Annotated in this window: 25 protein-coding genes; 15 read left to right on the plus strand and 10 right to left on the minus strand. The window is 68.8% G+C overall.

Annotation, left to right across the window (positions count from 1 at the left end):
- The first annotated feature begins 44 nt into the window (after positions 1-44).
- The 7 genes from ACIGFL_RS06135 to gpmI all read left to right on the plus strand — a co-directional run bounded on the left by ACIGFL_RS06135 (position 45) and on the right by gpmI (position 9,066).
- The gene (locus tag ACIGFL_RS06135; protein ID WP_397496472.1) at positions 45-1,295 is read left to right on the plus strand and encodes a maltoporin; all 1,251 of its coding nucleotides are present in this window, start codon (positions 45-47) and stop codon (positions 1,293-1,295) included.
- Complete coding sequence (locus ACIGFL_RS06140) at positions 1,289-2,185, plus strand: D-hexose-6-phosphate mutarotase (RefSeq protein ID WP_397496473.1); 897 nt, start codon at positions 1,289-1,291, stop codon at positions 2,183-2,185. The genes ACIGFL_RS06135 and ACIGFL_RS06140 overlap by 7 nt, the downstream gene beginning before the upstream one ends.
- A gap of 798 nt (positions 2,186-2,983) precedes the next feature.
- Positions 2,984-4,432 carry a pyruvate kinase gene (gene pyk, locus ACIGFL_RS06145; RefSeq protein ID WP_397496474.1) on the plus strand — a complete coding sequence of 483 codons (1,449 nt, stop codon included), beginning with the start codon at positions 2,984-2,986 and terminating at the stop codon, positions 4,430-4,432.
- A gap of 8 nt (positions 4,433-4,440) precedes the next feature.
- Positions 4,441-4,608, plus strand: coding sequence for a hypothetical protein (locus ACIGFL_RS06150; RefSeq protein WP_397496475.1), 168 nt, complete (start codon positions 4,441-4,443; stop codon positions 4,606-4,608).
- Positions 4,601-5,908, plus strand: coding sequence for a phosphopyruvate hydratase (eno, locus tag ACIGFL_RS06155; RefSeq protein ID WP_397496476.1), 1,308 nt, complete (start codon positions 4,601-4,603; stop codon positions 5,906-5,908). Before ACIGFL_RS06150 ends, eno begins: the two co-directional genes overlap by 8 nt.
- Positions 5,905-7,530 carry an NADP-dependent glyceraldehyde-3-phosphate dehydrogenase gene (locus tag ACIGFL_RS06160; protein WP_397496477.1) on the plus strand — a complete coding sequence of 542 codons (1,626 nt, stop codon included), beginning with the start codon at positions 5,905-5,907 and terminating at the stop codon, positions 7,528-7,530. Before eno ends, ACIGFL_RS06160 begins: the two co-directional genes overlap by 4 nt.
- 9 nt (positions 7,531-7,539) lie before the next feature.
- Positions 7,540-9,066: a 2,3-bisphosphoglycerate-independent phosphoglycerate mutase gene (gene gpmI / locus ACIGFL_RS06165; protein ID WP_397496478.1), complete on the plus strand. Its 1,527-nt coding sequence runs from the start codon at positions 7,540-7,542 to the stop codon at positions 9,064-9,066.
- A gap of 60 nt (positions 9,067-9,126) precedes the next feature.
- On the opposite strand, the gene ACIGFL_RS06170 is transcribed toward gpmI, so the two are convergent.
- On the minus strand, positions 9,127-9,987 hold the full coding sequence (locus tag ACIGFL_RS06170; RefSeq protein ID WP_397496632.1) for a MurR/RpiR family transcriptional regulator: 861 nt from the start codon (positions 9,985-9,987) through the stop codon (positions 9,127-9,129).
- A gap of 213 nt (positions 9,988-10,200) precedes the next feature.
- On the opposite strand from ACIGFL_RS06170, the gene zwf reads away from it, so the two are divergent.
- The 8 genes from zwf to ACIGFL_RS06210 all read left to right on the plus strand — a co-directional run bounded on the left by zwf (position 10,201) and on the right by ACIGFL_RS06210 (position 18,184).
- Positions 10,201-11,670: a glucose-6-phosphate dehydrogenase gene (zwf, locus tag ACIGFL_RS06175; protein WP_397496479.1), complete on the plus strand. Its 1,470-nt coding sequence runs from the start codon at positions 10,201-10,203 to the stop codon at positions 11,668-11,670.
- Positions 11,657-12,370 carry a 6-phosphogluconolactonase gene (gene pgl, locus ACIGFL_RS06180; RefSeq protein WP_397496480.1) on the plus strand — a complete coding sequence of 238 codons (714 nt, stop codon included), beginning with the start codon at positions 11,657-11,659 and terminating at the stop codon, positions 12,368-12,370. The genes zwf and pgl overlap by 14 nt, the downstream gene beginning before the upstream one ends.
- Before the next feature lies 1 nt (position 12,371).
- Entirely contained in the window at positions 12,372-13,043 is a 672-nt protein-coding gene (locus ACIGFL_RS06185; RefSeq protein WP_397496481.1) for a bifunctional 4-hydroxy-2-oxoglutarate aldolase/2-dehydro-3-deoxy-phosphogluconate aldolase, read from the plus strand.
- Positions 13,044-13,158: 115 nt separating this feature from the next.
- On the plus strand, positions 13,159-14,022 hold the full coding sequence (locus tag ACIGFL_RS06190; protein WP_397496482.1) for an aldo/keto reductase family oxidoreductase: 864 nt from the start codon (positions 13,159-13,161) through the stop codon (positions 14,020-14,022).
- A gap of 89 nt (positions 14,023-14,111) precedes the next feature.
- Entirely contained in the window at positions 14,112-15,188 is a 1,077-nt protein-coding gene (locus tag ACIGFL_RS06195) for an ArsO family NAD(P)H-dependent flavin-containing monooxygenase (protein ID WP_397496483.1), read from the plus strand.
- Positions 15,189-15,254: 66 nt separating this feature from the next.
- Positions 15,255-16,607, plus strand: coding sequence for a permease (locus ACIGFL_RS06200; protein WP_397496484.1), 1,353 nt, complete (start codon positions 15,255-15,257; stop codon positions 16,605-16,607).
- Positions 16,608-16,615: 8 nt separating this feature from the next.
- Positions 16,616-16,846, plus strand: coding sequence for a thioredoxin family protein (locus tag ACIGFL_RS06205; protein WP_397496485.1), 231 nt, complete (start codon positions 16,616-16,618; stop codon positions 16,844-16,846).
- A gap of 18 nt (positions 16,847-16,864) precedes the next feature.
- Positions 16,865-18,184 (plus strand): hypothetical protein, encoded by a 1,320-nt coding sequence (locus ACIGFL_RS06210; protein ID WP_397496486.1) that lies wholly within the window; start codon positions 16,865-16,867, stop codon positions 18,182-18,184.
- On the opposite strand, the gene arsJ is transcribed toward ACIGFL_RS06210, so the two are convergent.
- The 9 genes from arsJ to malE form a co-directional block, all read right to left on the minus strand.
- A complete protein-coding gene (gene arsJ, locus ACIGFL_RS06215; RefSeq protein ID WP_397496487.1) occupies positions 18,185-19,402 on the minus strand; it encodes an organoarsenical effux MFS transporter ArsJ in 1,218 nt (405 codons plus the stop codon).
- A gap of 148 nt (positions 19,403-19,550) precedes the next feature.
- Positions 19,551-20,555 carry an ArsJ-associated glyceraldehyde-3-phosphate dehydrogenase gene (locus ACIGFL_RS06220; protein WP_397496489.1) on the minus strand — a complete coding sequence of 335 codons (1,005 nt, stop codon included), beginning with the start codon at positions 20,553-20,555 and terminating at the stop codon, positions 19,551-19,553.
- Between the two features lie 19 nt (positions 20,556-20,574).
- Positions 20,575-21,075, minus strand: a complete 501-nt coding sequence (locus tag ACIGFL_RS06225; RefSeq protein ID WP_397496490.1) for a cyclin-dependent kinase inhibitor 3 family protein — start codon at positions 21,073-21,075, stop codon at positions 20,575-20,577.
- 15 nt (positions 21,076-21,090) lie between these two features.
- Positions 21,091-21,807 carry an arsenical resistance protein ArsH gene (gene arsH, locus ACIGFL_RS06230; protein WP_397496491.1) on the minus strand — a complete coding sequence of 239 codons (717 nt, stop codon included), beginning with the start codon at positions 21,805-21,807 and terminating at the stop codon, positions 21,091-21,093.
- Positions 21,804-22,874 (minus strand): ACR3 family arsenite efflux transporter, encoded by a 1,071-nt coding sequence (gene arsB / locus ACIGFL_RS06235; protein ID WP_397496492.1) that lies wholly within the window; start codon positions 22,872-22,874, stop codon positions 21,804-21,806. The genes arsH and arsB overlap by 4 nt, the downstream gene beginning before the upstream one ends.
- A complete protein-coding gene (locus ACIGFL_RS06240) occupies positions 22,871-23,353 on the minus strand; it encodes an arsenate reductase ArsC (protein WP_397496493.1) in 483 nt (160 codons plus the stop codon). The genes arsB and ACIGFL_RS06240 overlap by 4 nt, the downstream gene beginning before the upstream one ends.
- 17 nt (positions 23,354-23,370) lie before the next feature.
- Positions 23,371-23,727: a metalloregulator ArsR/SmtB family transcription factor gene (locus ACIGFL_RS06245; protein ID WP_397496494.1), complete on the minus strand. Its 357-nt coding sequence runs from the start codon at positions 23,725-23,727 to the stop codon at positions 23,371-23,373.
- Positions 23,728-23,734: 7 nt separating this feature from the next.
- Complete coding sequence (locus tag ACIGFL_RS06250) at positions 23,735-24,148, minus strand: arsenate reductase ArsC (protein ID WP_397496495.1); 414 nt, start codon at positions 24,146-24,148, stop codon at positions 23,735-23,737.
- A 392-nt stretch (positions 24,149-24,540) separates the two neighbouring features.
- Positions 24,541-25,785, minus strand: coding sequence for a maltose/maltodextrin ABC transporter substrate-binding protein MalE (malE, locus tag ACIGFL_RS06255; protein WP_397496496.1), 1,245 nt, complete (start codon positions 25,783-25,785; stop codon positions 24,541-24,543).
- Positions 25,786-25,789: the final 4 nt, after the last annotated feature.

The raw sequence follows: 25,789 nt of genomic DNA on the forward strand, positions 1-25,789 counted from the left end.
TATTCCGCAGCATCCGTAAAAAATAAAAACAATCAGGAGCAACGATGAAGACCACACAGCAAGCTGCCTTCCACTCGCTCGGCCTGGGCGGCCCCGCGACACCCTTTCTACTGGCCTTGGCATTGGCCGCGCCACAGGTGCAGGCCCTGGAGTTCAGCGGCTATATGCGCAGCGGCGCCGGCGGCTCGGAGAACGGCGGCACCCAGTCCTGCTTCCAGCTGCCCGGCGCGCAGTCCAAGTACCGCCTCGGCAACGAGTGCGAGCAGTACATCGAGCTGGACCTGCGCCAGGACCTGCTGACCCTCGACGACGGCTCGGTGCTGAGCGTCGAGGGCATGGCCCAGCTGTACAACCAGTACGGCCACACCCCGGAGTTCACCGGCGAGCATGGCTTCGCGCGGATGAACCAGATGTACGCCGAATGGAGCAAGGTGCCGGCGCTGAACGGCGGTTCGCTGTGGGCCGGACGCCGCTTCTACAAGCGTAACGACATCCATATCAGCGACTTCTACTACTGGAACCAGAGCGCCACCGGCGCCGGCATCGAGGACTTCGAGTACGGCGGGCTGAAGTACAGCTACGCCTTCTCGCGCAAGGACAGCTATTTTCAGGAGCCCTACATCAACCGCCACGACTTCAACGTCGGCGGCTTCAAGGTCAACCCGGGCGGCGAACTGGAGTTCGGCGTCAGCTATATCGACAAGCCCGACAGCACCGGCGCCAACAGCGGCTGGGCGGTCACCGCGCAGCACAAGCAGAGCGATTTCCTCGGCGGCACCAACACCTTCGCCCTGCAGTACGGCCGCGGCCCCGGCACCGGCCTGGGCTATACCGGCGACGTCACCCTGGATCGCGACAACAAGAGCTGGCGCCTGGTGGAGTTCTTCGACTGGCAGTCCACGCCGCGTCTCGGCGGCCAGGTGCAGTTCGTCTACCAGAAGGACACCCGGCCCGACGGCGACGACCAGGACTGGCTGTCGGTGGGCGGGCGCACCAGCTACGCCTTCACCGAGCAGTTCAAGCTGGTCGGTGAGCTGGGCCACGATCAGGTCGATGCCACAGATGGCACGCGCAAGCTGACCAAGTTCACCATCGCCCCCACCTGGTCGCCGGCCGGCCCCGGTTTCTGGGCGCGCCCGGAGTTTCGCCTGTACTACACCTACGCCAGCTGGAACCGCGCGGCGCAGCAGGCGGCCAGCCAGTTGGCGGCCGGCTCGGCGCTGTCCGACAGCGGCGCCTTCGACAATGCGCGCCACGGCTACAACTTCGGCGTGCAGGTGGAGCACTGGTGGTAAGCGCTTCGCGCCCCTTCGGCGCCGCCAGCGGCGGCGCCGAGCTGCACCCGCTGGCCGGGCTCTTTGCCGAGCCCGGTCTGGCGCGCCAGCGCTGGACGGTGCGCCAGGGGCGCGAGCTGCTGCTGCTCGAACACCGCCTGTTCCAGGCGGCGTTCAGCCGCCAGGGCGCGCAGTTGCTGCACTTTCAGCCGCGCGGCCAGCGGCCCTGGCTGTGGTGCGCCGGGCACTGGCCGCAGGGCGCGGCGATTCGCGGCGGGGTGCCGATCTGCTGGCCCTGGTTTGGTCGCCATCCCAGCGAGAGCGGCTGGCCGTCCCATGGCTGGGCGCGGTTGAGCGAGGACTGGCAGCTGCTGGCCTGCGACTGGGGCGAGCAGAGCGTGCAGCTGGCCTGGCAGCTCGAGCTGTGCGACTGGACGCTGCGCCTCGAGGCCGAGCTGGGCGAGACCCTGGCGCTGCGCCTGGTGACCCGTCATCAGGACAGCGAGCCGTGCCGGCTCAGCCACGCGCTGCATGCCTACTGGCGGATCAGCGACGTATCGCGGGTGGCGCTGCTAGGCCTCGACGGCGCCGCCGGCCATGACCTGCTGGCCCGGGCCGACTGCCGCCAGGAAGGCGAGCTGCGCATCGAGGACGGTTGCCACCGCATCTTCCGCCACACCGGCGTGCTGCAACTGCAGGACCTGCCCTGGCAGCGGCGCCTGGCCATCGACACCCGCGGCGGCGCCAACAGCGTGGTCTGGCACCCCGGCAGCCGGCCGCTGACCGAGGTCGGCTGGAACGAGAGCCTGGGTTTTCTCTGCGTCGAGGCCGCCAGCTGCGGGCCCGATAGTTTATGCCTGCGGCCAGGGGAGGAGGGCGAGTTGAGCCTGCGCGCGGGGTTGGCCCGTTAACCACCGTGGGACCGGGTATCGGCGGTGCGCACGGCGCACCCTAGGCTGCGCCGACCAAATGCGCACCAGACATCCGTTTACCGGCGGAGCGCCGAAACCCTAGGGTGCGCTGCGCGCACCAACCCACCAGCGTGCCCTGAATCGGCTCCTCATCCGCCGGACAACGGCTGGCGGTCAGGCTCTCCTTGATCTTGCGCAGGCAGAGTGCCGCCCAGCGCAGCGCCACCCGGCCGGTCCCACCGATAGCGGCAGATTATGCGTGGCGCGACACAGGTTCGCAGAAAGGCGTCTCGCGACGGAACCGCAACAGGCGCTCGCGCCGCTCCCCCTCTTCCTTGAAAGATCGGATCGATAGCGCTCCTGGCCGATGGAGCCTGCGGTCCGCCGCTCGTGGGCTTCCCGCACCCGCGCAGTCTCGGCCATGACGGGGTCGCCGCCATTTCACGCTGTGCCGGTGCCGGCCCGCAAGCGCCTCGAGCTCGTGTGCGGTCATTGCTGGCGCGGTGACCCGCCGGGGGCGACCTTGGAGCATGTCCGAACAAATGTTGTTTTATTACTACATAATCCCTTGATCGCTCGAATTTTTAGGAGTATCAATAGCTGATATTTTTACTAAAACAACTTTTCTTCTTTGCGCACGGCAATTTCCGGGTTTCGATCCGGCGTGCGAGGTCGAGAGGTGTTCGCCATGCAGGGACTGTCGGGCGGTTGTGCCGGCTGTCGCGCGGGCGGGGCGTGGGTAGGCCGATGGCGGTCCCTGTCCTGTGCGGAAAACAGGTCTTTACGAGGGTTTGAACTGTGCAACGAAGAACAAAAATAGTGGCCACCCTGGGCCCGGCCACCGAGAGCCCCGAGGCGATCGAGGGGCTGGTGCTGGCCGGTGTCGACGTGGTGCGCCTGAACTTCTCCCACGGCAGCGCCGCCGAACACATCGCCCGGGCCCGCCTGGTGCGCGAGATGGCGCGCAAGCACGGGCGTTTCGTCGCCGTGCTGGGCGATCTGCAGGGGCCGAAGATCCGCATTGCGCGTTTCGCCCAGGGCCGGGTGCAGTTGCGCAAGGGCCAGGCCTTCGCCCTCGATGCCGCGCTGGACAAGCAGGCCGGTGACGAGCAGGCGGTGGGTATCGACTACGAGGAGCTGATCGGCGACAGCCGCCCCGGCGACATCCTGCTGCTCGACGACGGGCGCATCGAGCTCGAGGTCAAGCGTGTCGAGGCGACTCGGCTGCTCTGCGAGGTGCTGGTCGGCGGGGCGCTGTCGAACAACAAGGGCATCAACCGCAAGGGCGGCGGTCTGTCGGCGGCGGCGCTGACCGACAAGGACCGCGAGGACATCCTCACCGCCGCCGAGATGCAGGTCGACTACCTGGCGGTGTCCTTCCCGCGCGATGCCGCCGACATCCACTGCGCCCGCCGCCTGTTGCGCGAGGCGGGCGGCGAGGCCGGACTGATCGCCAAGATCGAGCGGGCCGAGACGGTCAACGACCTGCAGGTGCTGGAGGCGATCATCGAGGCCTCCGACGGGGTGATGGTGGCGCGCGGCGACCTTGGCGTGGAGATCGGCGATGCCGAGCTGGTGGCGGTGCAGAAGCTGATCATCGAGCGCGCCCGCAGCCTCAACCGGGTGGTGATCACCGCGACGCAGATGATGGAGTCGATGATCAGCCAGCCGCTGCCGACCCGTGCCGAGGTGTTCGACGTGGCTAACGCCGTGCTCGATGGCACCGATGCGGTGATGCTCTCGGCCGAGACCGCGGCCGGCGCCTACCCGATCGAGACGGTCGAGGCCATGTGCCGGGTCGTGGTCGGGGCGGAGAAGCACCCGCTGGCGCATCGCTCGCGCCATCGCATGGACGAGGTGTTCCACAAGATCGACGAGTCGATCGCCATGGCGGCGATGTACGCGGCCAACCACCTGCACGGGGTCAAGGCGATCATCTGCATGACCGAGAGCGGCGACACGCCGCGGCTGATGTCGCGGATCCGCTCGCACCTGCCGATCTACGCCTTCTCGCGCAACCCGCGCACCCAGAACCGGGTCGCCTTGTTCCGCGGGGTGCAGACCATCCCATTCGACAGCGACGGTTTTCCCTTGGCCGAGGTCAACGCCCGCGCGGTCGACGAGCTGCTGCGCCGCGGCGTGGTGGCCGCCGGCGATCACGTGCTGATCTCGCGCGGCGACCATGCCAATGCCCAGGGCGGCACCAATTGCCTGCGGGTGATCCGCGTCGGCGACAACGTTTGTTAGGAGGCCCCATGAATACCCCGATCCAGTCCGCTGGCCGCGTACCGGCCGGCGAATCCGAGTGGCCGCGCGACTTCGATTTTCGCGAAGCCTATGCCGAGCAGCGCGAACTGCTCGCCGCTGCGCCCGTCGATCCAACCACTGCAGCTGTTTCCACCGAGAGCGAAGGCAATGACTGATACCCGTATCCAGCAAGTGACCGCCCGCGAGATCCTCGACTCGCGCGGCAACCCGACCGTCGAAGCCGTGGTGACCTTGGCCGGTGGCGCGGTCGGCGTCGCCAGCGTGCCGTCCGGCGCTTCCACCGGCAGCCGCGAGGCGCTGGAGCTGCGCGACGGTGGCGAGCGCTACCTGGGCAAGGGCGTGCAGCGCGCGGTGGCCAACGTCAAGGGGGCGATCCGCGAGCGCGTGCTCGGCCTGGATGCGCTGAACCAGCGCGAGCTGGACGCGGCGATGATCGCCCTGGACGGCAGCGAGAGCAAAAGCGTGCTGGGCGCCAATGCCATCCTCGCGGTGTCGCTGGCCAGTGCCAAGGCCGCCGCCGCGGCGCAGGACATGCCGCTGTACGAGCACCTGGCGGCGCTGTACGGCCAGCCGGAGCGGTTCAGCCTGCCGGTACCGATGATGAACATCATCAATGGCGGCGAACATGCCGACAACAACGTCGACATCCAGGAGTTCATGATCCAGCCGATTGGCGCCGGCTCCTTCGCCGAGGCGCTGCGCATGGGCGCGGAGGTCTTCCATGCGCTCAAGCAGGTGCTCGGCGAGCGCGGCCTGAGCACCGCGGTGGGTGACGAAGGCGGCTTCGCGCCCTCGCTGGCGTCCAACGAGGAGGCGCTGGTGGTGATCGCCGAGGCGGTGCGCCGCGCCGGCTATGAACTGGGCAAGGACATCAGTCTGGCGCTGGACTGCGCCGCCTCGGAGTTCTACCGCGACGGTCGCTACGTGCTGGCCGGCGAGGGCAAGAGCTTCGACTCCGCCGGCTTCGCCGACTACCTGGCCGGGCTGTGCCAGCGCTACCCGATCGCCTCGATCGAGGACGGCATGGACGAGAGCGATTGGGATGGCTGGGCCTACCTGACCGAGAAGCTGGGCAAACGCGTGCAACTGGTCGGCGACGACCTGTTCGTCACCAACAGCCGGATTCTCAAGGAGGGCATCGATCGCGGCATCGGCAACTCGATCCTGATCAAGTTCAACCAGATCGGCAGTCTCAGCGAGACCCTCGATGCCATCCGCATGGCCCAGGATGCCGGGTACACCGCGGTGATCTCGCACCGCTCCGGCGAGACCGAGGACACCACCATCGCCGACCTGGCGGTGGCCACCTGCGCCGGGCAGATCAAGACCGGTTCGCTGTGTCGTACCGACCGGGTCGGCAAATACAACCAGCTGCTGCGCATCGAGCAGGCGCTGCAAGGCCGTGCCGCCTATTGCGGCGCTTCGATCTTCCCCCCAGAGGAGCTGACGCCATGAGCGCTGCCAACCGTCTCGATCGCCTGTTTCCGGCCCTGGCCGAGATTCCCGAGCAATACCGCCCCGGCGCGCCCATCGAGCAGCGCGACTACCTGGTCGATGGCCAGCTGCGCACCTGGGAGGGGTCGCTGGCACCGGTGCGCAGCCCGGTGTTCCTGGCCACCGCACAGGGCGACGAGCAGGTGATCCTCGGCAGCACGCCGCGGCTCGACGCCGAGGCGGCGCTGGCCGCCCTGGACGCCGCGGTGCGTGCCTACGCCAACGGTCAGGGTGCCTGGCCCAACCTGCGCGTGGCCGAGCGCATCCAGCACGTCGAGGCGTTCCTGGCGCGCATGCGCGAGCAGCGCGAGGCGGTGGTCAAGCTGCTGATGTGGGAAATCGGCAAGAACCTCAAGGACTCGCAGAAGGAGTTCGACCGCACCTGCGACTACATCGTCGACACCATCGAGGCGCTCAAGGCGCTGGACCGTCGCTCCAGCCGCTTCGAGCTGGAGCAGGACACGCTCGGCCAGATCCGCCGGGTGCCGCTGGGCGTGACCCTGTGCATGGGGCCCTACAACTACCCGCTGAACGAGACCTTCACCACCCTGATCCCGGCACTGATCATGGGCAACACCGTGGTGTTCAAGCCGGCCAAGTTCGGCGTGCTGCTGATCCGCCCGCTGCTCGAGGCGTTCCGCGACAGCTTCCCGGCCGGGGTGATCAACGTCATCTACGGCAGCGGCCGCGAGACCGTCAGCGCGCTGATGGCCAGCGGCAAGGTCGACGTGTTCGCCTTCATCGGTACGCACAAGGGCGCCAGCGACCTGAAGAAGCTGCACCCGCGCCCGCACCGCCTGCGCGCGGCGCTGGGCCTGGACGCGAAGAATCCGGGCATCGTGCTGCCCGAGGTCGACCTGGATAACGCCGTGAGCGAGGCGCTGACCGGGGCGCTGTCGTTCAATGGGCAGCGCTGCACGGCGTTGAAGATCCTCTTCGTGCATGAGGATGTGGTCGACAGCTTTCTCGACAAGTTCAGCGCCGGGCTGGCCGCGCTCAAGCCGGGCATGCCCTGGGAACCCGGGGTCGCCCTGACGCCGCTGCCCGAGCCGGGCAAATGCGATTATCTGCAGACCCTGCTGGCCGATGCCGTGGCCAAGGGTGCGCGGGTGGTCAATGCCGACGGCGGCGAGTCGCGCCAGTCGTTCTTCTACCCGGCCGTGCTCTACCCGGTGAGTCCGGCCATGCGCATCTATCAGGAGGAGCAGTTCGGCCCGCTGGTGCCGGTGGTGCCCTACCGCGACCTGCAGACGGTGATCGACTACGTGCTCGACTCCGACTACGGCCAGCAGCTGAGCATCTTCGGCAGCGACTCGGCCCAGGTCGGCCGGCTGGTCGATGCCTTCGCCAACCAGGTCGGCCGGATCAATATCAATGCCCAGTGCCAGCGCGGCCCGGACAGCTTCCCGTTCAACGGTCGCAAGAACTCGGCCGAAGGCACCCTGTCGGTGCACGACGCGCTGCGCGTGTTCTCCATCCGTACCCTGGTGGCGACCAAGTTCCAGGACGGCAACAAGGCGCTGGTCAGCGAGATCATCCGCAACCGCGAATCGAGCTTCCTGACCACCGATTACATCTTCTGAGAGGCGCCGATGACCACCCGAACCCTGATCATTCTCGACGGCATCGGCCTGCGCCGGGAGGTCGAGGGCAATGCCCTGGCCGCGGCGCGTACGCCGACCCTGGACGCACTGTTCGCTCACTATCCGCACGGCCGCATCGCCACCTCGGGCCTGGCGGTCGGTCTGCCCGAGGGGCAGATGGGCAATTCCGAGGTCGGCCATATGAACCTCGGCGCCGGGCGGGTGGTGTACCAGAGCCTCACGCGGATCAACCGGGCCATCGCCGATGGCGAGTTCGCCGCCAATCCGGCGCTGGTCGAGCTGCTCGACGGCGCGCGGCGCCGCGGTGGTGCGGTGCACCTGCTCGGCCTGCTGTCGCCGGGCGGGGTGCACAGCCACGCCGAGCAGATCATCGCCGCTTGCCGGGTGCTGGCCGAGCGCGGCATCGAGCGCTTCTACGTGCATGCCTTCCTCGATGGCCGCGACACCCCGCCGCAGAGCGCCGGGCCCTTCATCGCGCAGCTGCAGGCCGAGCTGGATGCGCTGGGCAAGGGGCGCATCGCCTCGCTGATCGGCCGCTACTATGCGATGGATCGCGACAACCGCTGGGAGCGGATCGAGGCGGCCCACCGGCTGATCGTCGAGGGGGGCGCCGAGTTCCGGGCGGCCACGGCCGAGGCCGGCCTGCAGCAGGCCTATGGCCGCGGCGAGTCGGACGAGTTCATCAAGGCTACCGGCATCGGCGAGCCGGTCGCGCTGGCGGCGGAGGATGCGCTGATCTTCATGAACTTCCGTCCCGACCGCGCGCGTCAGTTGTGTCAGGCGCTGGTCGATCCGGCCTTCGTCGGTTTCGCCCGCTCGCGCCTGGTCGACAAGCGCCGGCTGCTGACCCTGACCCGTTACTCGCAGCAGCTGGACGGGCCCTGCGCCTTCCCGCCGCAAAGCCTGCGTAACAGCCTGGGCGAATACCTGGCCGGGCTGGGCAAGACCCAGCTGCGCATCGCCGAGACGGAGAAGTACGCGCACGTCACCTTCTTCTTCAATGGCGGGCGCGAGCAACCGTTCGCTGGTGAGGAGCGCATCCTGATTCCCTCGCCGGACGTCGCCTCCTATGACCTGCAGCCGCAGATGAGCGCGCCCGAGTTGACCGCGCGTCTGGTCGAGGCGATCCGGGGTCAGCGCTTCGACCTGATCGTCTGCAACTACGCCAATGGCGACATGGTTGGCCACACCGGCTCCTTCGAAGCAGCGGTGCGCGCCGTGGAGGCGCTGGACGCCTGTCTGGCCGAGGTGGTCGAGGCGACCCTGGCGGTCGGCGGGGAGTGCCTGATCAGCGCCGACCACGGCAACGTCGAGCAGATGAGCGACGCCGAGTCGGGCCAGGCGCACACCGCGCACACCCTCAATCCGGTGCCGCTGATCCTGGTCAGCGGGCGGGCCGGGCAGTTCGCCCTCAGCGATGGCCGGTTGTGCGACATCGCGCCGACCCTGCTGGAGCTGATGGACCTGCCGGTGCCGACGGAGATGGGTGGGCAGTCGTTGCTGATGAGCGGTTAAGAGCCTGTCGGCCGGTGGCGGGAGGGGCGTCATGCGCACCGCCCCGCCGCCGCTGGATCGCTAGAGCGGTTCCTCGCCCGCCGGATAACGGCTGGCCGTGAGGCTCTCCTTGATCTTGCGCAGGTGCGGCTGGAAGTCCACGCCGCGGCGCAGGGTAACGCCGGTGGCGAGCACGTCGAGTACGGTGAGCTGAATGATGCGCGAGGTCATCGGCATGTAGATGTCGGTGTCCTCCGGCAGCGGGATGTCCAGGCTCAGGGTGCTGATCTGCGCCAGCGGCGAGCCGGCGGCGGTCAGGCCGAGCACCGACGCGCCGTTCTCCCGCGCCAGGCGCGCCACCTCCACCAGCTCGCGGGTGCGCCCGGTGTAGGAGATGATCACGAACAGGTCGCCGGTGTGCGCCACCGAGGCGATCATGCGTTGCATCAGCACGTCGGAGTGCGCCGACACCGCCAGATTGAAGCGGAAGAACTTGTGCTGCGCGTCCAGCGCCACCGAGGCCGAGGCGCCGAGGCCGAAGAAGTGGATCTGCCGTGCCTGGATCAGCAGGTCGACGGCGCGGCTGATCAACTGCGGGTCGAGCGACTGGCAGGCGCTGTCCAGCGAGGTGATGGCGCTACCGAAGATCTTGCGGGTATAGGCCTCGGGGCCATCGTCGGCCGATACCGCCTGGCTGACGTAGGCGGCGCCGCTGGCCAGGCTCTGCGCCAGCTGCATCTTCAGCTCGGGGTAGCCGTTGACGCCGAACGAGCGGCAGAAGCGATTGACCGTCGGCTCGCTGACCTGGGCGGCCTGGGCCAGGGCGGCGATGCTCAGGCGGGTGGCCTGCTGCGGGTCGTGCAGGATCACCTCGGCCACCTTGCGTTCGGCCTTGTTCAGGTCGTCGAGGCGGCTCTGGATCTGTTCCAGCAGGTTGCGCACGCGGTCCATAGGGGCTCCTAACAGGCTTGGCGCCGTCGCGGCAGGCGCTGGCGACGGGCGGAAAAATGGCTGGCCTATCCTACTGATGAGGCCCGGTGGCCACCACTGCTTATCCGCATAATGGAAAAATGTTGTTGTTATTACAACATTTGTTCTTGCTTTAACCGCTGCTACCCGGTATTTCTAGTGCATCTTGATAGAAGAACAAACATCATGGCCGCGATAAAACTCGAATCCTGCACCTTTGCCCTGTTCGGCGCCCTCGGCGACCTGGCTCTGCGCAAGCTGTTCCCTGCGCTGTACCAGCTCGATCGCGCCGGATTGCTCCATGACGACAGCCGCATCCTCGCCCTGGCCCGCGAAGCCGGCGAGCCGCAGCGCCACCTGGCCGCCATCGAACAGGCCCTGCGCCTGCACGTGCCGGCCAAGGAGCTGGAGGAGGGCGTGCTGGCGCGCTTCCAGGCGCGCCTGCACTACCTGACCATGGATTTCCTCCAGGCCGAGGACTACCTGGCGCTGGCCGAGCTGGCCGGCAGCCAGGACCAGCTGATCGCCTACTTCGCCACCCCGGCCTCGGTATACGGCGGCATCTGCGCCAACCTGGCGGCGGTGGGCCTGGCCGAACACAGCCGGGTGGTGCTGGAGAAACCCATCGGCCACGACCTGGCCTCCTCGCGCGCGGTCAACGACGCGGTGGCGCAGGTGTTCCCGGAGAACCGCGTCTATCGCATCGACCACTACCTGGGCAAGGAGACGGTGCAGAACCTGATCGCCCTGCGCTTCGCCAACAGCCTGTTCGAGACCCAGTGGAACCAGAACCACATCTCCCACGTGGAAATCACCGTGGCCGAGAAGGTCGGCATCGAGGGGCGCTGGGGCTACTTCGACCAGGCCGGGCAGCTGCGCGACATGATCCAGAACCACCTGCTGCAGCTGCTCTGCCTGATCGCCATGGACCCGCCCAGCGACCTCTCCGCCGACAGCATCCGCGACGAGAAGGTCAAGGTGCTCAAGGCCCTGGAGCCGATCAGCGCCGAGCACCTCGGCCAGCGCGTGGTGCGCGGCCAGTACGTGGCCGGCAGCAGCGACGGTCGGCCGGTGCCGGGCTACCTGGAGGAGGAGAACTCCAATACCCGCAGCGATACCGAGACCTTCGTCGCCCTGCGCGCCGACATCCGCAACTGGCGCTGGGCCGGCGTGCCCTTCTACCTGCGCACCGGCAAGCGCATGCCGCAGAAGCTGTCGCAGATCGTCATCCACTTCAAGGCGCCGCCGCACTACATCTTCGCCCCGGAGCAGCGCCAGCTGATCGGCAACAAGCTGATCATCCGCCTGCAGCCGGACGAGGGCATCGCCCTGCAGGTGCTGACCAAGGACCAGGGGCTGGACAAGGGCATGCAGCTGCGCAGCGGCCCGCTGCAGCTGAGCTTCTCCGACACCTACCGCAGCGCGCGTATCCCCGATGCCTACGAACGTCTGCTGTTGGAGGTGATGCGCGGCAGCCAAAACCTGTTCGTGCGCAAGGACGAAATCGAATACGCCTGGCAGTGGTGCGACCAGCTGATCGCCGGCTGGAAGCAACTCGGCGAGGCGCCGAAACCCTATACCGCCGGCAGCTGGGGCCCGATGGCCTCGGTTGCGCTGATCACTCGCGACGGGAGGAGCTGGTATGGCGATCTCTAATCTCGAACTGCCCACGGGCATCACCGCCCGCAGCCACGCCAGCGCCGAGAGCCTGGCCGACGCACTGGCCCTGCGCGTGGCCGACGCGCTGCGCCAGGCTATCGACAGCCGCGGCAGCGCCACCCTGGTGGTGTCCGGCGGACGCAGCCCGGTGGCCTTCTTCGAAGCCCTGGCGCAGCAGCCGCTGGACTGGCGCCAGGTGCTGGTGAGCCTGGCCGACGAGCGCTGGGTGCCGGTCAACCACGCCAGCAGCAACGAGGCGCTGGTGCGCCGTCACCTGCTGCGCGGGGCCGCCGCCGAGGCGCAGTTCCTCGGCCTGTACCGGGTCGCCGGCAGCCTGGAGCAGGCCGCCGAACTGGCCGACGCGGCCTTCGCCGAACTGCCGTCGATCGACGTGCTGGTGCTCGGCATGGGCGATGACGGCCACACCGCCTCGCTGTTCCCGGACAGCCCCAATCTCGACCTGGCGCTGCGCCCCGACTGCCCGCGCCGGGTGCTGCCGATGCAGGCGCCGAGCCAGCCGGCGCAGCGCCTGACCCTGACTTTGCCGCTGCTGGCCGGCGCGCGCCTGCCGCTGCTGGCGATCCAGGGCCAGGCCAAGCTGGCCACCCTGGCCGAGGCGCTGGCGCCGGGCGAAGTGGCCCGCCTGCCGATCCGCGCCTTCCTGCATTCCCCTCTCGAAATCTATTGGTGCCCCTGACATGAGCAGCCCCAACGAACGCCAGCGTGCGCGCATGGCCGACCACATCGCCGAGATCGACCGCATCTGCGCCCAGGCGCGGATCATGCCGGTGATCACCATCGCCCGCGAGGCGGACATCCTGCCGCTGGCCGACGCCCTGGCCGCCGGCGGCCTGCGCGTGCTGGAGGTGACCCTGCGGTCCGAGCACGGCCTGGAGGCGATCCGTCGCCTGCGCGCCGAGCGCCCCGAGCTGTGCGTCGGCGCCGGCACCGTGCTCGACGAGCAGATGCTGGCCGCCGCCGTCGATGCGGGGGCGCAGTTCATCGTCACCCCGGGCAGCACCCGCGAGCTGCTGCTGGCCGCCCTGGACAGCCCGGTGCCGTTGCTGCCGGGGGTGAGCAGCGCCTCCGAGCTGATGGTCGGCTACGCCCTCGGCTATCGCCGCTTCAAGCTGTTCCCGGCCGAGGTCTGCGGCGGCGTCGCCGCGCTCAAGGCGCTGGCCGGGCCGTTCGGTGGCGTGCGTTTCTGCCCCACCGGCGGTATCACGCCGGACAACCTGCAGCGCTATATGGCCCAGCCCAACGTGATGTGCGTCGGCGGCACCTGGATGTTCCAGCGCGAATGGGTCGAGCAGGGCGATTGGGCGCGTATCCAGCAGTGCAGCGCCGAGGCGTTGCAGTTGTTGGGCTGAAATCTCTGATCGGCCTAGTGGTGCGCGCAGCGCACCCTACGATTCGTCACCATTGCGTAGGGTGTCGCGGGGCCGCCCAGGTCGTGCGCACCACCGATTACCTGGAATCCCTCGTATGACCGCATTTCCGCTCCGGCAACCGCTGCTGCTGGGCATGATGCGCCTGCTCGAATGCGCCGAGCTGGACACGCCGCAGGCGCTGCTCGGCTTTATCGAGCGCTGCGTTGAGCGCGGCCTCAACGGCTTCGACCACGCCGATATCTACGGCCTGGGCGAATGCGAGGCGCGCTTCGGTGCGGCGCTGCGCCTGCGTCCGCAGTTGCGCGCGCACCTGCAATTGATCGGCAAGGCCGACATCGTGCCGGCGGCGCAGGACGTTTCGCGCTGGCGGGTCAAGCACTACGACACCAGCGCCCGCTACCTGACCCACGCGGTGGAGGCCTCGCTGCAGCGCCTGGGCGTCGAGCAGCTGCACGGCTTTTTGCTGCATCGCCCCGATCCGCTGCTGCAGGTCGAGGAGGTGGCCCGGGCGCTGCAGGCGCTGGTCGCGGCCGGCAAGGTCGGCTGGATCGGCCTGTCCAACGCCGAGCCGCTGCACTGGCAGGTACTGGGGCGCGAGTTGCCGCTGCGCTGCAACCAGATCGAGCTGTCGCTGGCCGCCCAGCAGGCGGCCTGGGATGGCCGCCTGCTGGCGTTGCAGACCGATGGGTTGCAGGTGCTGGCCTGGTCGCCGCTGGCCGGCGGCCGCTTCGCCCCGGCGCTGCAGCAGGCGCTGGAGGCGGTTGCCGCGGCGCTGCAGGCGACGCCGATGCAAGTCGCCCTGGCCTGGCTGCGCCGCCTGCCGGGGCGGCCGCTGCCGATCTTGGGCAGCCTGCGCGAGGCGCGCATCGAGGAGGCCCTGGCCGGCGCCGAGCTGCAACTGGACGCGCCGACCTGGTTCCATCTGGCCGAGGCGGCGCGCGGCGTCAGGGCGCCCTGACGCCAGACATATCCGCAGTTGCCGCAGATCATGCCCCGGCCGCCGCGAGTCGCCTATGCTGTCGGCTCCTTCAGTTCGGGAAGCCAGGCATGTCCTCCATCCCCACAGTCGATGTGCTGATCGTCGGTGGCGGCCAGGCCGCCCTGTCGGTCGCCTATTTCCTGCGGCGCACGCCGCTGTCGTTCCTGATCCTCGACGCCGAGCAGGGGCCTGGCGGCGCCTGGCGCCACGGCTGGGACTCGCTGCGGCTGTTCTCGCCGGCCACCTGGAGCTCCATCGCCGGCTGGATGATGCCGCCGGTGGCCGATACCTACCCCGGCCGCGACCACGTGCTGAACTACCTGGCCGAGTACGAGCGGCGCTACCGGCTGCCGGTGCAACGCCCGGTGTGGGTCGAGGCGCTCGCGCGCGACGGCGACCGGTTGCTGGCACGCGCCGCCGATGGCCGGCAGTGGCGGGCGCGGGCGGTGGTCAGTGCCACCGGCACCTGGCGTGCCCCCTATGTGCCCGAATACCCCGGCGCCGAGCTGTTCGCCGGGCGCCAGCTGCATTCGGCGGATTATGTCGAGCCACAGGCCTTCGCCGGCCAGCGGGTGCTGGTGGTGGGCGGCGGCAACTCCGGGGCGCAGATCCTCGCCGAGCTGTCGAAGGTGGCCGAGACTACCTGGGTGACGCCTAACGAGCCGCTGTTCTTGCCCGACGAGGTCGACGGCCGGGTGCTGTTCGAGCGTGCCACCGAGCGCTGGAAGGCGCAGCAGCAGGGGCGGGTGGTCGAGCAGCCGGTAGGCGGCCTGGGCGACGTGGTGATGGTGCCGCCGGTGCGCGAGGCGCGCGAGCGCGGCGTGCTGCACGCGGTGCGGCCCTTCGTGCGGTTCACCGAGCACGGCGTGGTCTGGGCCGACGGCAGCGAGTCGGCGGTGGATGCGGTGATCTGGTGCACCGGTTTTCGCCCGGCGCTCGGCCACCTCGCCCCGCTCGGCGTGCTCAACCAGGAGGGCAAGGTGGATGTCGTCGGTACCCGTGCGCGGCAGGAGCCGGCGCTGTGGCTGGTGGGCTATGGCGAATGGACCGGCGCGGCCTCGGCGACGCTGATCGGCGTCGCCCGTACCGCGCGCAGCACGGTAGAGGAGATCCTCGCCTGCCTGGCGCCCGAAGCGGAGCGTTGATCCCGGTCATCCGGACCTGGCTCGTAGCGGACTAAGCTGAAAACACTCCGTCCGCGAGGCTGCGCCATGACGCCCAACCCTCCCGCACCATCCGGCCTGGGCCAGCACCTGCTGGCCTTCTGGCGCGCGCAGCCCGGCGAGGCACGCCTGCTGCTGGGCATGTGCGGGCTGTTTCTGCTGATCTTCTTCCTGCCGGTGGGCCAGCCGCGTTTCGACAATGCGGTGCTCGAGGGGCTGAGCCTGGTGCGCTGGTACGCCCGCGAGCACGTGATCCTGTGCCTGCTGCCGGCCTTCGTCATCGCTGGTGCCATGGCGGTCTATATCAGCCAGGGCGCGGTGATGAAGCATCTCGGGCCGCAGGCACCCAAGCCGCTAGCCTTCACCGTCGCCTCGGTGGCCGGCACCCTGCTGGCGGTCTGTTCCTGCACCGTGCTGCCGCTGTTCGGCGGCATCTACCGCCGCGGCGCCGGCCTGGGCGCGGCCATCGCCTTTCTCTATGCGGGGCCGGCGATCAACGTCATGGCCATAGTGGTCACCGCCAAGGTGCTGGGCGCCGAGATGGGCATCGCCCGGGCGTTGGGGGCGATCGGCTTCGCCCTGGTGATCGGCGCGGCGATGCACCTGCTCTACCGCCGCGAGGAGGCGGCGCGGGCGACCAGGGACGCGCGGGGCTTCGGCGAGGAGGATGACGGCCATCCGCTGGGCGACGTGGTGGCCCTGTTCGGCCTGATGGTGGGCATCCTGGTGTTCGCCAACTGGGCGCCTGCCGACAGTGGCGCATGGATGCTGATCCATGCCTGGAAATGGCCGGTCACCGCGCTGCTGGCGGCGCTGCTCGGCTGGCTGCTGGTGGTGCGCTGGCATTGGTCGCCACGCCCGCTATTGCTGATTGCGGCGCTGATCGCGCTGGTGGCGGTGGCCGCGCCCGCGTGGCCGGAACTGGCCATGGTCATCGGCATCGCCGGGCTGATGCTGCAGGCCAGCCGCGAGAATGACGCGGGCCGCGAGTGGGTCGGGCAGAGCTGGGACTTCACCAAGCAGATCATGCCGCTGCTGCTCGGCGGCGTACTGATCGCCGGCCTGCTGCTCGGCCGCCCCGGCCATGAAGGCCTGATCCCCGCAAGCTGGGTGGTGGCGGCGGTGGGCGACAACAGCCTGGCCTCGACCCTGCTGGCGGCGCTGCTGGGCGCCTTCATGTACTTCTCCACCCTGACCGAGGTGCCGATAGTCGAAGGCCTGCTCGGGGCGGGGATGGGCAAGGGCCCGGCGCTGGCCATCCTGCTCGCGGGGCCGGCGCTGTCGCTGCCCAACATGCTGGTGATCCGCACCGTGCTGGGGACCGAGAAGACCCTGGTGTACTGCGCGCTGGTGGTGGTGATGGCCACCCTCAGCGGCTATCTCTACGGCCAACTGATGTGAGGCAGGCGATGAAACTGACGATCTATGGTTCCGGCTGCGCCAAGTGCCAGCAACTGACCGCCAACGCCGAGGCGGCCGCGCGCCGGCTGGGCCTCGCGTTCGAGGTGGAGAAGGTCACCGAGCTGAACGCCATCATCGACGCCGGGGTCATGCGTACCCCGGCGCTGGCGGTGGACGACGAGATCCTGGTCGAGGGCAAGGTGCCGAGCAGCGACGAGATCCAGACGCTGCTCGGCTGAGCGGGCGGGAGCCGAGCAATGCACGAGAGTCTATCCGAGGCGCCGCTGGCGCAGCTGGCTTCGCTGGCCGGGCTGAGCGTCGAGACGCTGAACAGCCGCTGCTTCTGCATCAGTCTCGATGACGAGGCGCTGCGCACCGCGCTGGAAAGCAATCTGGGCCGGCCGGAGCTGTACCGCCTGCTGCGCGAGCGCTGCCCCTACCTGTTCGCCGCCCAGCCGGTGTTCGTCGCCCCGGCTCAGCTGCAGCGCATGGCCGCGGTGATCGCCGCCATCGAGGCGGTGGTGGCGCTGCCGGCCTACCGCGAGCGGGTGCTGGCGCGGGCGCCGGCCATCGCCCGGCACGATCCCGGCGCGCGGGGCGTGTTCTTCGGCTACGACTTCCATGTCACCGAGACCGGCTTCGGTCTGATCGAGATCAACAGCAACGCCGGCGGCGCCATGCTCAACGCGTTGCTGGCGCGTGCGCAGCGCGCCTGCTGCCCGGCCCTGGAACGCCTGCTGCCGCCGGCGCGCCAGGCAGAGGCGCTGGAGCAGGCGATCATCGCCATGTTCCGCGAGGAATGGACCCTGGCCGGGCAGTCGCGCCCGCTGCGCAGCATCGCGATAGTCGACCAGGCGCCCGAGCAGCAGTACCTCTATCCGGAGTTCCTGCTGTTCCAGCAACTGTTTCAACGCCATGGTCTGCAGGCGGTGATCAGTGACCCGGGCGACCTGCAGCTGCGCGACGGCCGGCTGTGGCACGGCGAGCTGGCCATCGACCTGGTCTACAACCGGCTGACCGACTTCGCCCTGCAGGCGCCGGAGCTTGGCACCTTGCGCCAGGCCTACCTGGACGGCGCGGTGCTGCTCACCCCGCATCCGCGCGCCCATGCGCTGTACGCCGACAAGCACAACCTGGCACTGCTCGGCGACGCCCGCGAGCTGCAACGGCTCGGCGTGCCACCGGCCACCTGCGCCCTGCTGCAGGCGGCGATCCCGGCCACCGAGGCGGTGGGCCCGGGCAACGCCGAGCGCCTGTGGCGCCAGCGCAAGCAGCTGTTCTTCAAGCCCTGCGCGGGCTATGGCAGCCGCGCTGCCTACCGCGGAGACAAGCTGACCCAGCGGGTCTGGCAGGAGATCCTGGCCGGCGACTACGTGGCCCAGGCCCTGGTGCTGCCGGGGCAGCGCGCACTGTCGGAGGCGGCGCCGGCGCTCAAGTACGACCTGCGCGCCTACGTCTACCAGGGCCAGGTGCAGTGGCTGGCGGCGCGCCTGTACCAGGGCCAGACCACCAACTTCCGCACCCCCGGCGGCGGCTTCGCGCCGGTCTACCCGGGGGCCGCCGAGGGCTGCAGCTGATCAGACCGGTCGGTGTCGCGGCAGCCCCAGCGAGATCAGCGCTGCGGCCAGCACGAAGGCGCTCGACACCCACAGGCAGGCCGCCAGGCCCCAGCTCTGGAACACCCAGCCGGAGAGCAGGGTGCCGAGCAATCGGCCGAGGGCGTTGGACATGTAGTAGAAGCCGACGTCCAGCGACACGCCGTCTTCCTGGGCGTAGCTGACGATCAGGTAGCTGTGCAGCGAGGAGTTGACCGCGAACAGCACGCCGAACGCCAGCAGGCCGCCGATCAGCACCGCCTGCGCCGGTAGCGCGCTGCCCAGGCCGAGGGCGATGGCCGCCGGCAGGCCGGCCAGCAGCGCGGCCCAGACGAAAGCGGCGCGGCCGTCCGGCACCTGGCCGCTGCGCTTGCCGGTGATCGCCGGGGCCAGGCTCTGGACGATGCCATAGCCGATGATCCAGACGGCGAGGAAGCCGCCGACCCACCAGAAGTCCCAGCCGAACACAGTGGCCAGGTACACCGGCAGGGCCACCACGAACCACACGTCGCGCGCGCCGAACAGAAACAGGCGGGCGGCCGAGAGGATATTGATCGCCCGGCTCTTGGACAGCAGGTCGCGGAACTTGGGTTTGGCCTTGGCCTTGCCCAGGTCCTTCTTCAGCAGCGCCAGGCTGGCCAGCCAGATGGCGCCGAGCGCCAGGGCCATGGCCAGCACCGCGCCGGCGAAGCCGAGCAGGCTGAGCAGGGCGCCGCCGAGAAAGAAGCCGACGCCCTTGAGCGCGTTCTTCGAGCCGGTCAGGCGCGCGACCCAGGCGTACAGGGTGGCCTGCCGGTCGCCGGGCACCAAGAGCTTGATCGAGCTCTTGGCGCTCATCTTGTTGAGATCCTTGGCGATGCCCGACAGCGCCTGCGCGCCCATCACCCAGGGTACCGTGAGCATGGCCGCCGGCACGCTGAGCATCAGCAGGGCCAGCACCTGCAGCGCCAGGCCCAGGTTCATGGTGCGGTTCAGGCCGATGCGCGCACCCAGCCAGCCGCCCAGCAGGTTGGTGACCACGCCGAAGATCTCGTAGAACAGAAACAGCGCGGCGATCTGCAGCGGCGTGTAGCCCAGGCTGTGGAAATGCAGCACCACCAGCATGCGCAGCGCGCCGTCGGTGAGGGTGAAGGCCCAGTAGTTGCCGGTGACCAGCAGGTACTGGCGGACTTCGGGGGTGAGCCGGGCGAGGGCGTGCATAAGATTATCCAGTAGGGTGTCGCGGGGCCGCCTAGGCTGTGCGCACCGTTGAGGAACATGACCTGTGGGAGCGGCTGGGCGGCATTTCGCTTTAGCCGCGACTTGTGGCGCTCCGGTCGCGGCTAAAGCCCCTCCCACAAGAGCAGAGTCAGCTGGCCAGACCGACCAGGCGCGCCAGCTCCACCGCGCGGTTGGCGTAGCCCCATTCGTTGTCGTACCAGGCGTAGATCTTCACCTGGGTGCCGGCCACCACCAGGGTCGACAACGCATCGACGATGGAGGAGCGCGGATCGGTGCGGTAGTCGATGGACACCAGCGGGCGTTCCTCGTAACCCAGGATGCCCTTGAGCGGCCCTTCGGCGGCGGCCTTGAGCAGGGCGTTGACCTCCTCGGCGGTGGTGGCACGCTCGACCTCGAACACGCAGTCGGTCAGCGAGGCGTTGGCCAGCGGCACGCGCACCGCGTGGCCGTTGAGCTTGCCGCGCAGCTCGGGGAAGATCTCGGCGATCGCCGTGGCCGAGCCGGTGGTGGTCGGGATCAGGCTCATGCCGGAGGCGCGCGCCCGGCGCAGGTCCTTGTGCGGTTGGTCGAGGATGCTCTGGGTATTGGTCAGGTCGTGGATGGTGGTGATCGAGCCGTGACGGATGCCCAGTGCCTCGTGGATCACCTTGACCACTGGCGCCAGGCAGTTGGTGGTGCAGGAGGCGGCGGTGACGATGCGGTGCCGGGCCGGGTCGAACAGCTGCTGGTTGACCCCCATCACCACGTTGAGCGCACCGGCCTGCTTGACCGGCGCGCAGACCACCACGCGCTTCACGCCCTGGTCCAGATAAGCCTGCAGCACCTCGACCGTCTTCATCTTGCCGCTGGCCTCGAGCACCAGGTCGCAGCCGCTCCAGTCGGTGTCGGCGATGGCCTTGTTGGCCGTCACCTGGATGCGCCGGCCGCCCACCACCACGCAGTCGCCGTCGCTGCCCGCCTCGTGCTGCCAGCGGCCGTGCACCGAGTCGAAATTCAGCAGGTGGGCGTGGGTGGCGGCGTCGCCGGCCGGGTCGTTGATCCGTACGAACTCGAGTTCCGGCCAGTCCCAGGCGGCGCGCAGGGCCAGGCGGCCGATGCGGCCGAATCCGTTGATACCGACTTTGATGCTCATGTGCTGGTCTCCGCTGGGGTCAGTGAGTGGCGTCGAACTGGTTGATCCAGTCGACGTGCGCCGGGTGTTGGATGGCCTTGGGGCGCAGCGCCTGGACCAGGGCGATGGCCTCGCTGCGCGCTACGCCGGCCTCGATCAGCAGGCGCGCGGCGATCAGCCCGGTGCGTCCGGATCCACCCTTGCAGTGCAGGGCCAGGCGCTGCCCGGCGCGCAGGCGTGCCAGGATGGCGGCGCTGGACTGCTGCCAGGCCGCGGCGAAGTCGTCCAGCGGCACCTGTTCGTCGGCCACCGGCAGGTGGAACCAGGCCAGGCCCAGGGCCTGGCAGCGCGCGTCGATGGCCTCGACCGCATTGGCGGCCAGTTCGCTGCGCGGCATCAGGCTGATCACCGCGCTGGCGCCGGCCTGCTGCAGGGTGGCCAGGGCCGCGTCGAGCGAGCTGCCCCGGGTGCCGGGGCAGGGGGTGAAGATCAGCTGGCCGGCGCAGCCGGGAATGCTCAGCAGGTCGTAGGGATGGCTCATGCAGGCTTCCTTAATTCAGATGGCGCGCTGGTTGACCCGCGCGGACAGTTGTTCGGCGGATTCCTTGCGCTCGGAGTAGCGGTCGACCAGGTAGTCGGTGCGCTCGCGCAGCAGCAGGGTGAACTTGACCAGTTCCTCCATCACGTCCACCAGGCGGTCGTAGTAGGACGAGGCTTTCATCCGCCCCCGCCCGTCGAATTCGAGGAAGGCCTTGGGCACCGAGGACTGGTTGGGGATGGTGAACATGCGCATCCAGCGCCCGAGCACGCGCAGCTGGTTGACCACGTTGAACGACTGCGAGCCGCCGCACACCTGCATCACCGCCAGGGTCTTGCCCTGGGTCGGGCGCACCGCGCCCATGGCCAGCGGCACCCAGTCGATCTGCGCCTTGAACACCGCGGTCATCGCCCCGTGACGCTCCGGCGAGCACCACACCTGGCCTTCGGACCACTGCATCAGCTCGCGCAGCTCCTGCACCTTGGGGTGGCTGTCCGGCGCGTCGTCCGGCAGCGGCAGGCCGGCGGGGTGGAAGATACGGGTCTCGGCGCCGAAGCGCTGGAGCAGGCGCGCGGCTTCCTCGGTCAGCAGGCGGCTGAACGAGCGCTCGCGGTTGGAGCCGTACAGCAGCAGGATGCGCGGCTTGTGGGCAAACTGCCGGGCGATGTCGAGGCGCTCGGCGCTGGGCGGTTGGGCCAAGTCGGCAGCGAGTTGGGGGATGTGATCGTCGTTCATTTGCTCTGCTCCTGGGCCAGTGCGGCCTCGTCGCTATCGAACCAGCGGCGTTTGAGCCACAGCGCCACGCCGACCAGGGCGATCAGCACCGGTACTTCCACCAGCGGGCCGATCACCGTGGCGAAGGCCACCGGCGAGGCCAGGCCGAAGGTGGCGATGGCCACGGCGATGGCCAGTTCGAAGTTGTTGCTGGCGGCGGTAAAGGCCAGCGAGGTGGTGCGCGGATAGTCGGCGTCGAGCAGCCTGCCCATGGCGAAGCTGATGGCGAACATCACCACGAAGTAAATGGTCAGCGGGATGGCGATGCGCAGCACGTCCAGCGGCAACTGCAGCACCATGTCGCCCTTGAGACTGAACATCGCCACTATGGTCAGCAGCAGCGCCACCAGGGTCAGCGGGCCGATGCGCGGGATAAAGCGTTCGCTGTACCACTGCTCGCCGCGGCGCGCGATCAGCAGCTTGCGGGTGAGGAAGCCGGCGAGGAAGGGGATGCCCAGATAGATCAGCACCGACTCGGCGATGGTCAGGAAACTCACGTCGATCACGTTGCCTTGCAGCCCCAGCAGCGGCGGCAGCACGCCGAGGAACAGCCAGGCGTAGAGGCTGAAGAAGGCGATCTGGAACAGGCTGTTGAAGGCCACCAGGCCGGCGACGTACTGGTTGTCGCCGCCGGCGATCTGGTTCCACACCAGCACCATGGCGATGCAGCGCGCCAGGCCGATAAGGATCAGCCCGGTCATGTACTCGGGCTGATCGCGCAGGAAGATCACCGCCAGGGCGAACATCAGCAGCGGGCCGATCAGCCAGTTCTGCACCAGCGACAGCGCGAGGATGCGCTTGTCGCGGAACACCTGCGGCAGCTCCTCGTATTTCACCTTGGCCAGCGGCGGGTACATCATCAGGATCAGGCCGATGGCGATGGGGATATTGGTGCTGCCGAGCGACAGGCTGTCGAGCCAGGCCGGCAGGCCTTCGAACAGGCTGCCCAGGCCCACGCCCAGGCCCATGGCGAGGAAGATCCACAGAGTCAGATTACGGTCGAGAAACGACAGACGGCTGTTGCTCATGGTCGGGCTCCCAGGGTGCCGATGCGGGCCAGTTCGGCCTGCAGCTGCGCGCGGCTCAGGTGTTGCAGCGGCAGGGCGAGAAAGGCCTCTACACGGGTACGGATGATCGTCAGGGCGCTATCGAAGGCTGCTTCGATCTCCCTGGTGCAGCCTGTCAGCTCGGACGGGTCGCACAGGCCCCAGTGCGCCTTCGCCGCCGGGCCGAAGAACACCGGGCAGGACTCGCCGGCGGCCTTGTCGCATACCGTGATGACCAGGTCCGGGGCGAGCTCGGCGTGGGCTTCGCAGGCCTTGCTGTGCAGGCCTTCGCAGGCGATGCCGGCGCGGCGCAGGGCGGCCAGGCTCAGCGGATGCACCTCGCCCCGGGGCTGGCTGCCGGCGCTGTAGGCGCGCAGGCCGGCCGGGGCCAGGTGGTTGAACAGCGCCTCGCTCAAGATGCTGCGGCAGCTGTTGGCGGTGCAGAGAAACAGCAATTTCATCCGGGCTTCCTTGATCTTCAGCAGCACACGGCGATGCGTTGCGGGCGCTCGCCCATGGCGGCCAGGCGTTTGCTGTCCGGGCTCAGCCAGTGGCTGTTGGCCGCCAGCGTGGCGTCGAGCACGGCGATCACCCAGTCCGGCAGGTGCGGGTGCAGGCGGTAGTAGACCCACTGGCCCTGGCGGCGGTCGGCCAGCAGGCCGCAGCTGCGCAGTTGCGCCAGGTGGCGCGAAACCTTGGGCTGGCTCTCGCCGAGGGCGCAGGTCAGCTCGCACACGCACAGCTCCTGTTCGCGGGCGACCAGCAGCATCAGGCGTACACGGGTGTCGTCGGCCAGGCATTTGAAGACGCTGGTGGGGGTGAGCAGTTCGGCCATGGCTACCTCAGCGCTTGGTCTTGACCAGCACGAACATCTTGATCCGTTCGTGGATCTCGTGCAGGCAGTGGCGGAAGGCCTCGGGCTGGGTGCTGGTCACCGGGTCCTCGAAGTGCCAGGCCAGCCGCTGGCCCTCGAAGGGGATGTGCTGGCATTCCTGGCTGGCCTTGTCGCACAGGCTGATGACGTACTCGAAATCGTTCCAGTGGAAGGCGTCCAGGCCCTTGCTGTGCAGCCCGTCGGTGTTCACGCCGAGGTGCTGCAGGGCGGCCAGGGCGCGCGAGTCGACCTCGCCCGGCTGGCTGCCGGCACTGTGCGCCTCGAAGTTGTCCGAATCGGTGTGGCGCAGCAGGGCCTCGGCCATCTGCGAGCGGGCGGCGTTGGCGGTACAGACGAACAGCACGCGGGTCTTGTAGGCCATCTCTGACATCTCGCTTAGATATGGTTTGGCGAATATATGGATTTTCGTATGAGTGGTAAAGACGTCGCTGCCTTGTGCACTTGCCCGGGATTACCCAGATTTTGCTCTGCCTGGCGGCAGTGCGTGCTTGATTGCCACACCGTTATATTCGCTTAATCGCATATTTGTGGCCGTTCACGAATCCGTCCTACCGGCGGCGCTCAGTCCTGCCCAACCCGATTCCCGCGAGGAACCTTGCGACGAGCAGCTAAGGCTCTGTTCCGTCCTCACTGACGAGAGTGCGTGTGTTGCTGGGGGCCTGCCGCGGGGCGAAGAGTCGGCGGCGGAGCGGACAAAAAAAGAGCGGCCGAGGCCGCCCGAATTTCCCTGGAGGGGATGGGGAGTGGGGGCGCTCAGGGCGCCCCCGCCGTGGAGTCGGCGAGCGGGTAGTGACGACGGCGCCAGGCCTGCACCTCGCCGGCGGCGCGCAGGCGCTGGGCGATCTGTTCCAGGGTGGCGGCGATCGGCTTCTCGCCCTTGAGCATGGCGCCCAGGCGCGAGGCGAACAGCACCCAGAAGCGCTTCATCTCCGGGATGTCCGGCATGATCTCGCCGCTGGCGGCGGACTCGTAGGTGTGTTCGATCAGCGGGTCGTGGCGCAGCTGGGCCATGACCTCTAGGTTAGCCACCGCCCCCAGCGGCTTGTCGGCGTTGAGGCTGCGCAGGCCCTCGGCGCTGCTCAGGTAGTCCTCGACAAAGCGTCGGGCCTGCGCCTTGTGCGGGCTGTTGGCGTTGATCGCTGCGGCGAGGATGCCGACGAAGGGCCGGCCCTGGCGCGTTTCGTCGATGCCCGGCACGTGGCCGACGGCGAAGTCGAGGCCGGCGTCGCGCAGCTCGTTCCACACCCAGGGACCGTTGACGATCATGGCGATGCGGCCCTGCTTGAAGCCGTCCAGGGCGCTGGCGTAATCGTCGCCGGGCTCCAGCACCCCTTGATCGAGCAGTTGCTTGAGCGCCTCCACGCCGGCGATGGCGCCGGGGGTGGCGACGCCGACATCGGCCAGGTCGTAGATGCCGCCCTGCTTGCGCAGGCTGTAGCCGCCGGCGCCGGCGATGATCGGCCAGGAGAAGTACAGGTTGTTGTAGTCCCAGGCGATGGCGCGCTTGCCCTGGGCGCGCAGGCGCCTGTCCAGCGTGGCGACTTCGGCGAGGGTGCGCGGTGGGCTGGCCAGCAGGCTGCGGTTGTAGATCAGGCTGACCACCTCGGTGGCCAGGGGGTAGCCGAAACGCTGCGCGCCCACGGTCAGCGCTTCCCAGGCGAAGCCGGGGGCGCGCTGCAGGGCTTCTGCGCTGGGCTGCACCGGCGCGAGCAGGCCGTTGTTGATCCAGGAACCGAAGCGGTCGTGGGCGAAGATGACGATATCCGGACCCTTGGCGGTGGCGGCGAGCCTGTCGTACTGGCCGGGCAGGTCATCCGGGGTGGCGACCTTGACCGGCATGCCGCTGTCGGCGGTGTAGCGCTGGCCGATCTCGGCGAGGCCGTTGAAGCCCTTGTCCTGGCCGATCCAGACGGTCAGCACGTTCTTCTCGAAGGCCAGAGCTGGCCAGGGGGTGGTGCACAGCAGAATCAGTGTCGCGAGCCTTATTGTTGTTCTCATCTCG

The sequence above is a fragment of the Pseudomonas sp. NPDC077649 genome, from assembly GCF_044542855.1.
In the GTDB taxonomy this organism is placed as follows: Bacteria; Pseudomonadota; Gammaproteobacteria; order Pseudomonadales; family Pseudomonadaceae; genus Aquipseudomonas.

Excerpts from the sequence above, each read along its gene's own strand:
- ACIGFL_RS06190 (WP_397496482.1), top strand. The coding sequence starts at position 13,159 with ATGACCGCATTTCCGCTCCGGCAACCGCTGCTGCTGGGCATGATGCGC.
- arsH (WP_397496491.1), bottom strand. The coding sequence starts at position 21,807 with ATGAACGACGATCACATCCCCCAACTCGCTGCCGACTTGGCCCAACCG.
- ACIGFL_RS06200 (WP_397496484.1), top strand. The coding sequence starts at position 15,255 with ATGACGCCCAACCCTCCCGCACCATCCGGCCTGGGCCAGCACCTGCTG.
- malE (WP_397496496.1), bottom strand. The coding sequence starts at position 25,785 with ATGAGAACAACAATAAGGCTCGCGACACTGATTCTGCTGTGCACCACC.
- arsB (WP_397496492.1), bottom strand. The coding sequence starts at position 22,874 with ATGAGCAACAGCCGTCTGTCGTTTCTCGACCGTAATCTGACTCTGTGG.
- ACIGFL_RS06220 (WP_397496489.1), bottom strand. The coding sequence starts at position 20,555 with ATGAGCATCAAAGTCGGTATCAACGGATTCGGCCGCATCGGCCGCCTG.
- gpmI (WP_397496478.1), top strand. The coding sequence starts at position 7,540 with ATGACCACCCGAACCCTGATCATTCTCGACGGCATCGGCCTGCGCCGG.
- ACIGFL_RS06135 (WP_397496472.1), top strand. The coding sequence starts at position 45 with ATGAAGACCACACAGCAAGCTGCCTTCCACTCGCTCGGCCTGGGCGGC.
- ACIGFL_RS06210 (WP_397496486.1), top strand. The coding sequence starts at position 16,865 with ATGCACGAGAGTCTATCCGAGGCGCCGCTGGCGCAGCTGGCTTCGCTG.
- ACIGFL_RS06185 (WP_397496481.1), top strand. The coding sequence starts at position 12,372 with ATGAGCAGCCCCAACGAACGCCAGCGTGCGCGCATGGCCGACCACATC.
- arsJ (WP_397496487.1), bottom strand. The coding sequence starts at position 19,402 with ATGCACGCCCTCGCCCGGCTCACCCCCGAAGTCCGCCAGTACCTGCTG.
- ACIGFL_RS06250 (WP_397496495.1), bottom strand. The coding sequence starts at position 24,148 with ATGGCCTACAAGACCCGCGTGCTGTTCGTCTGTACCGCCAACGCCGCC.
- ACIGFL_RS06150 (WP_397496475.1), top strand. The coding sequence starts at position 4,441 with ATGAATACCCCGATCCAGTCCGCTGGCCGCGTACCGGCCGGCGAATCC.
- pgl (WP_397496480.1), top strand. The coding sequence starts at position 11,657 with ATGGCGATCTCTAATCTCGAACTGCCCACGGGCATCACCGCCCGCAGC.
- ACIGFL_RS06245 (WP_397496494.1), bottom strand. The coding sequence starts at position 23,727 with ATGGCCGAACTGCTCACCCCCACCAGCGTCTTCAAATGCCTGGCCGAC.
- ACIGFL_RS06205 (WP_397496485.1), top strand. The coding sequence starts at position 16,616 with ATGAAACTGACGATCTATGGTTCCGGCTGCGCCAAGTGCCAGCAACTG.
- ACIGFL_RS06195 (WP_397496483.1), top strand. The coding sequence starts at position 14,112 with ATGTCCTCCATCCCCACAGTCGATGTGCTGATCGTCGGTGGCGGCCAG.
- ACIGFL_RS06160 (WP_397496477.1), top strand. The coding sequence starts at position 5,905 with ATGAGCGCTGCCAACCGTCTCGATCGCCTGTTTCCGGCCCTGGCCGAG.
- eno (WP_397496476.1), top strand. The coding sequence starts at position 4,601 with ATGACTGATACCCGTATCCAGCAAGTGACCGCCCGCGAGATCCTCGAC.
- zwf (WP_397496479.1), top strand. The coding sequence starts at position 10,201 with ATGGCCGCGATAAAACTCGAATCCTGCACCTTTGCCCTGTTCGGCGCC.
- ACIGFL_RS06225 (WP_397496490.1), bottom strand. The coding sequence starts at position 21,075 with ATGAGCCATCCCTACGACCTGCTGAGCATTCCCGGCTGCGCCGGCCAG.
- ACIGFL_RS06240 (WP_397496493.1), bottom strand. The coding sequence starts at position 23,353 with ATGAAATTGCTGTTTCTCTGCACCGCCAACAGCTGCCGCAGCATCTTG.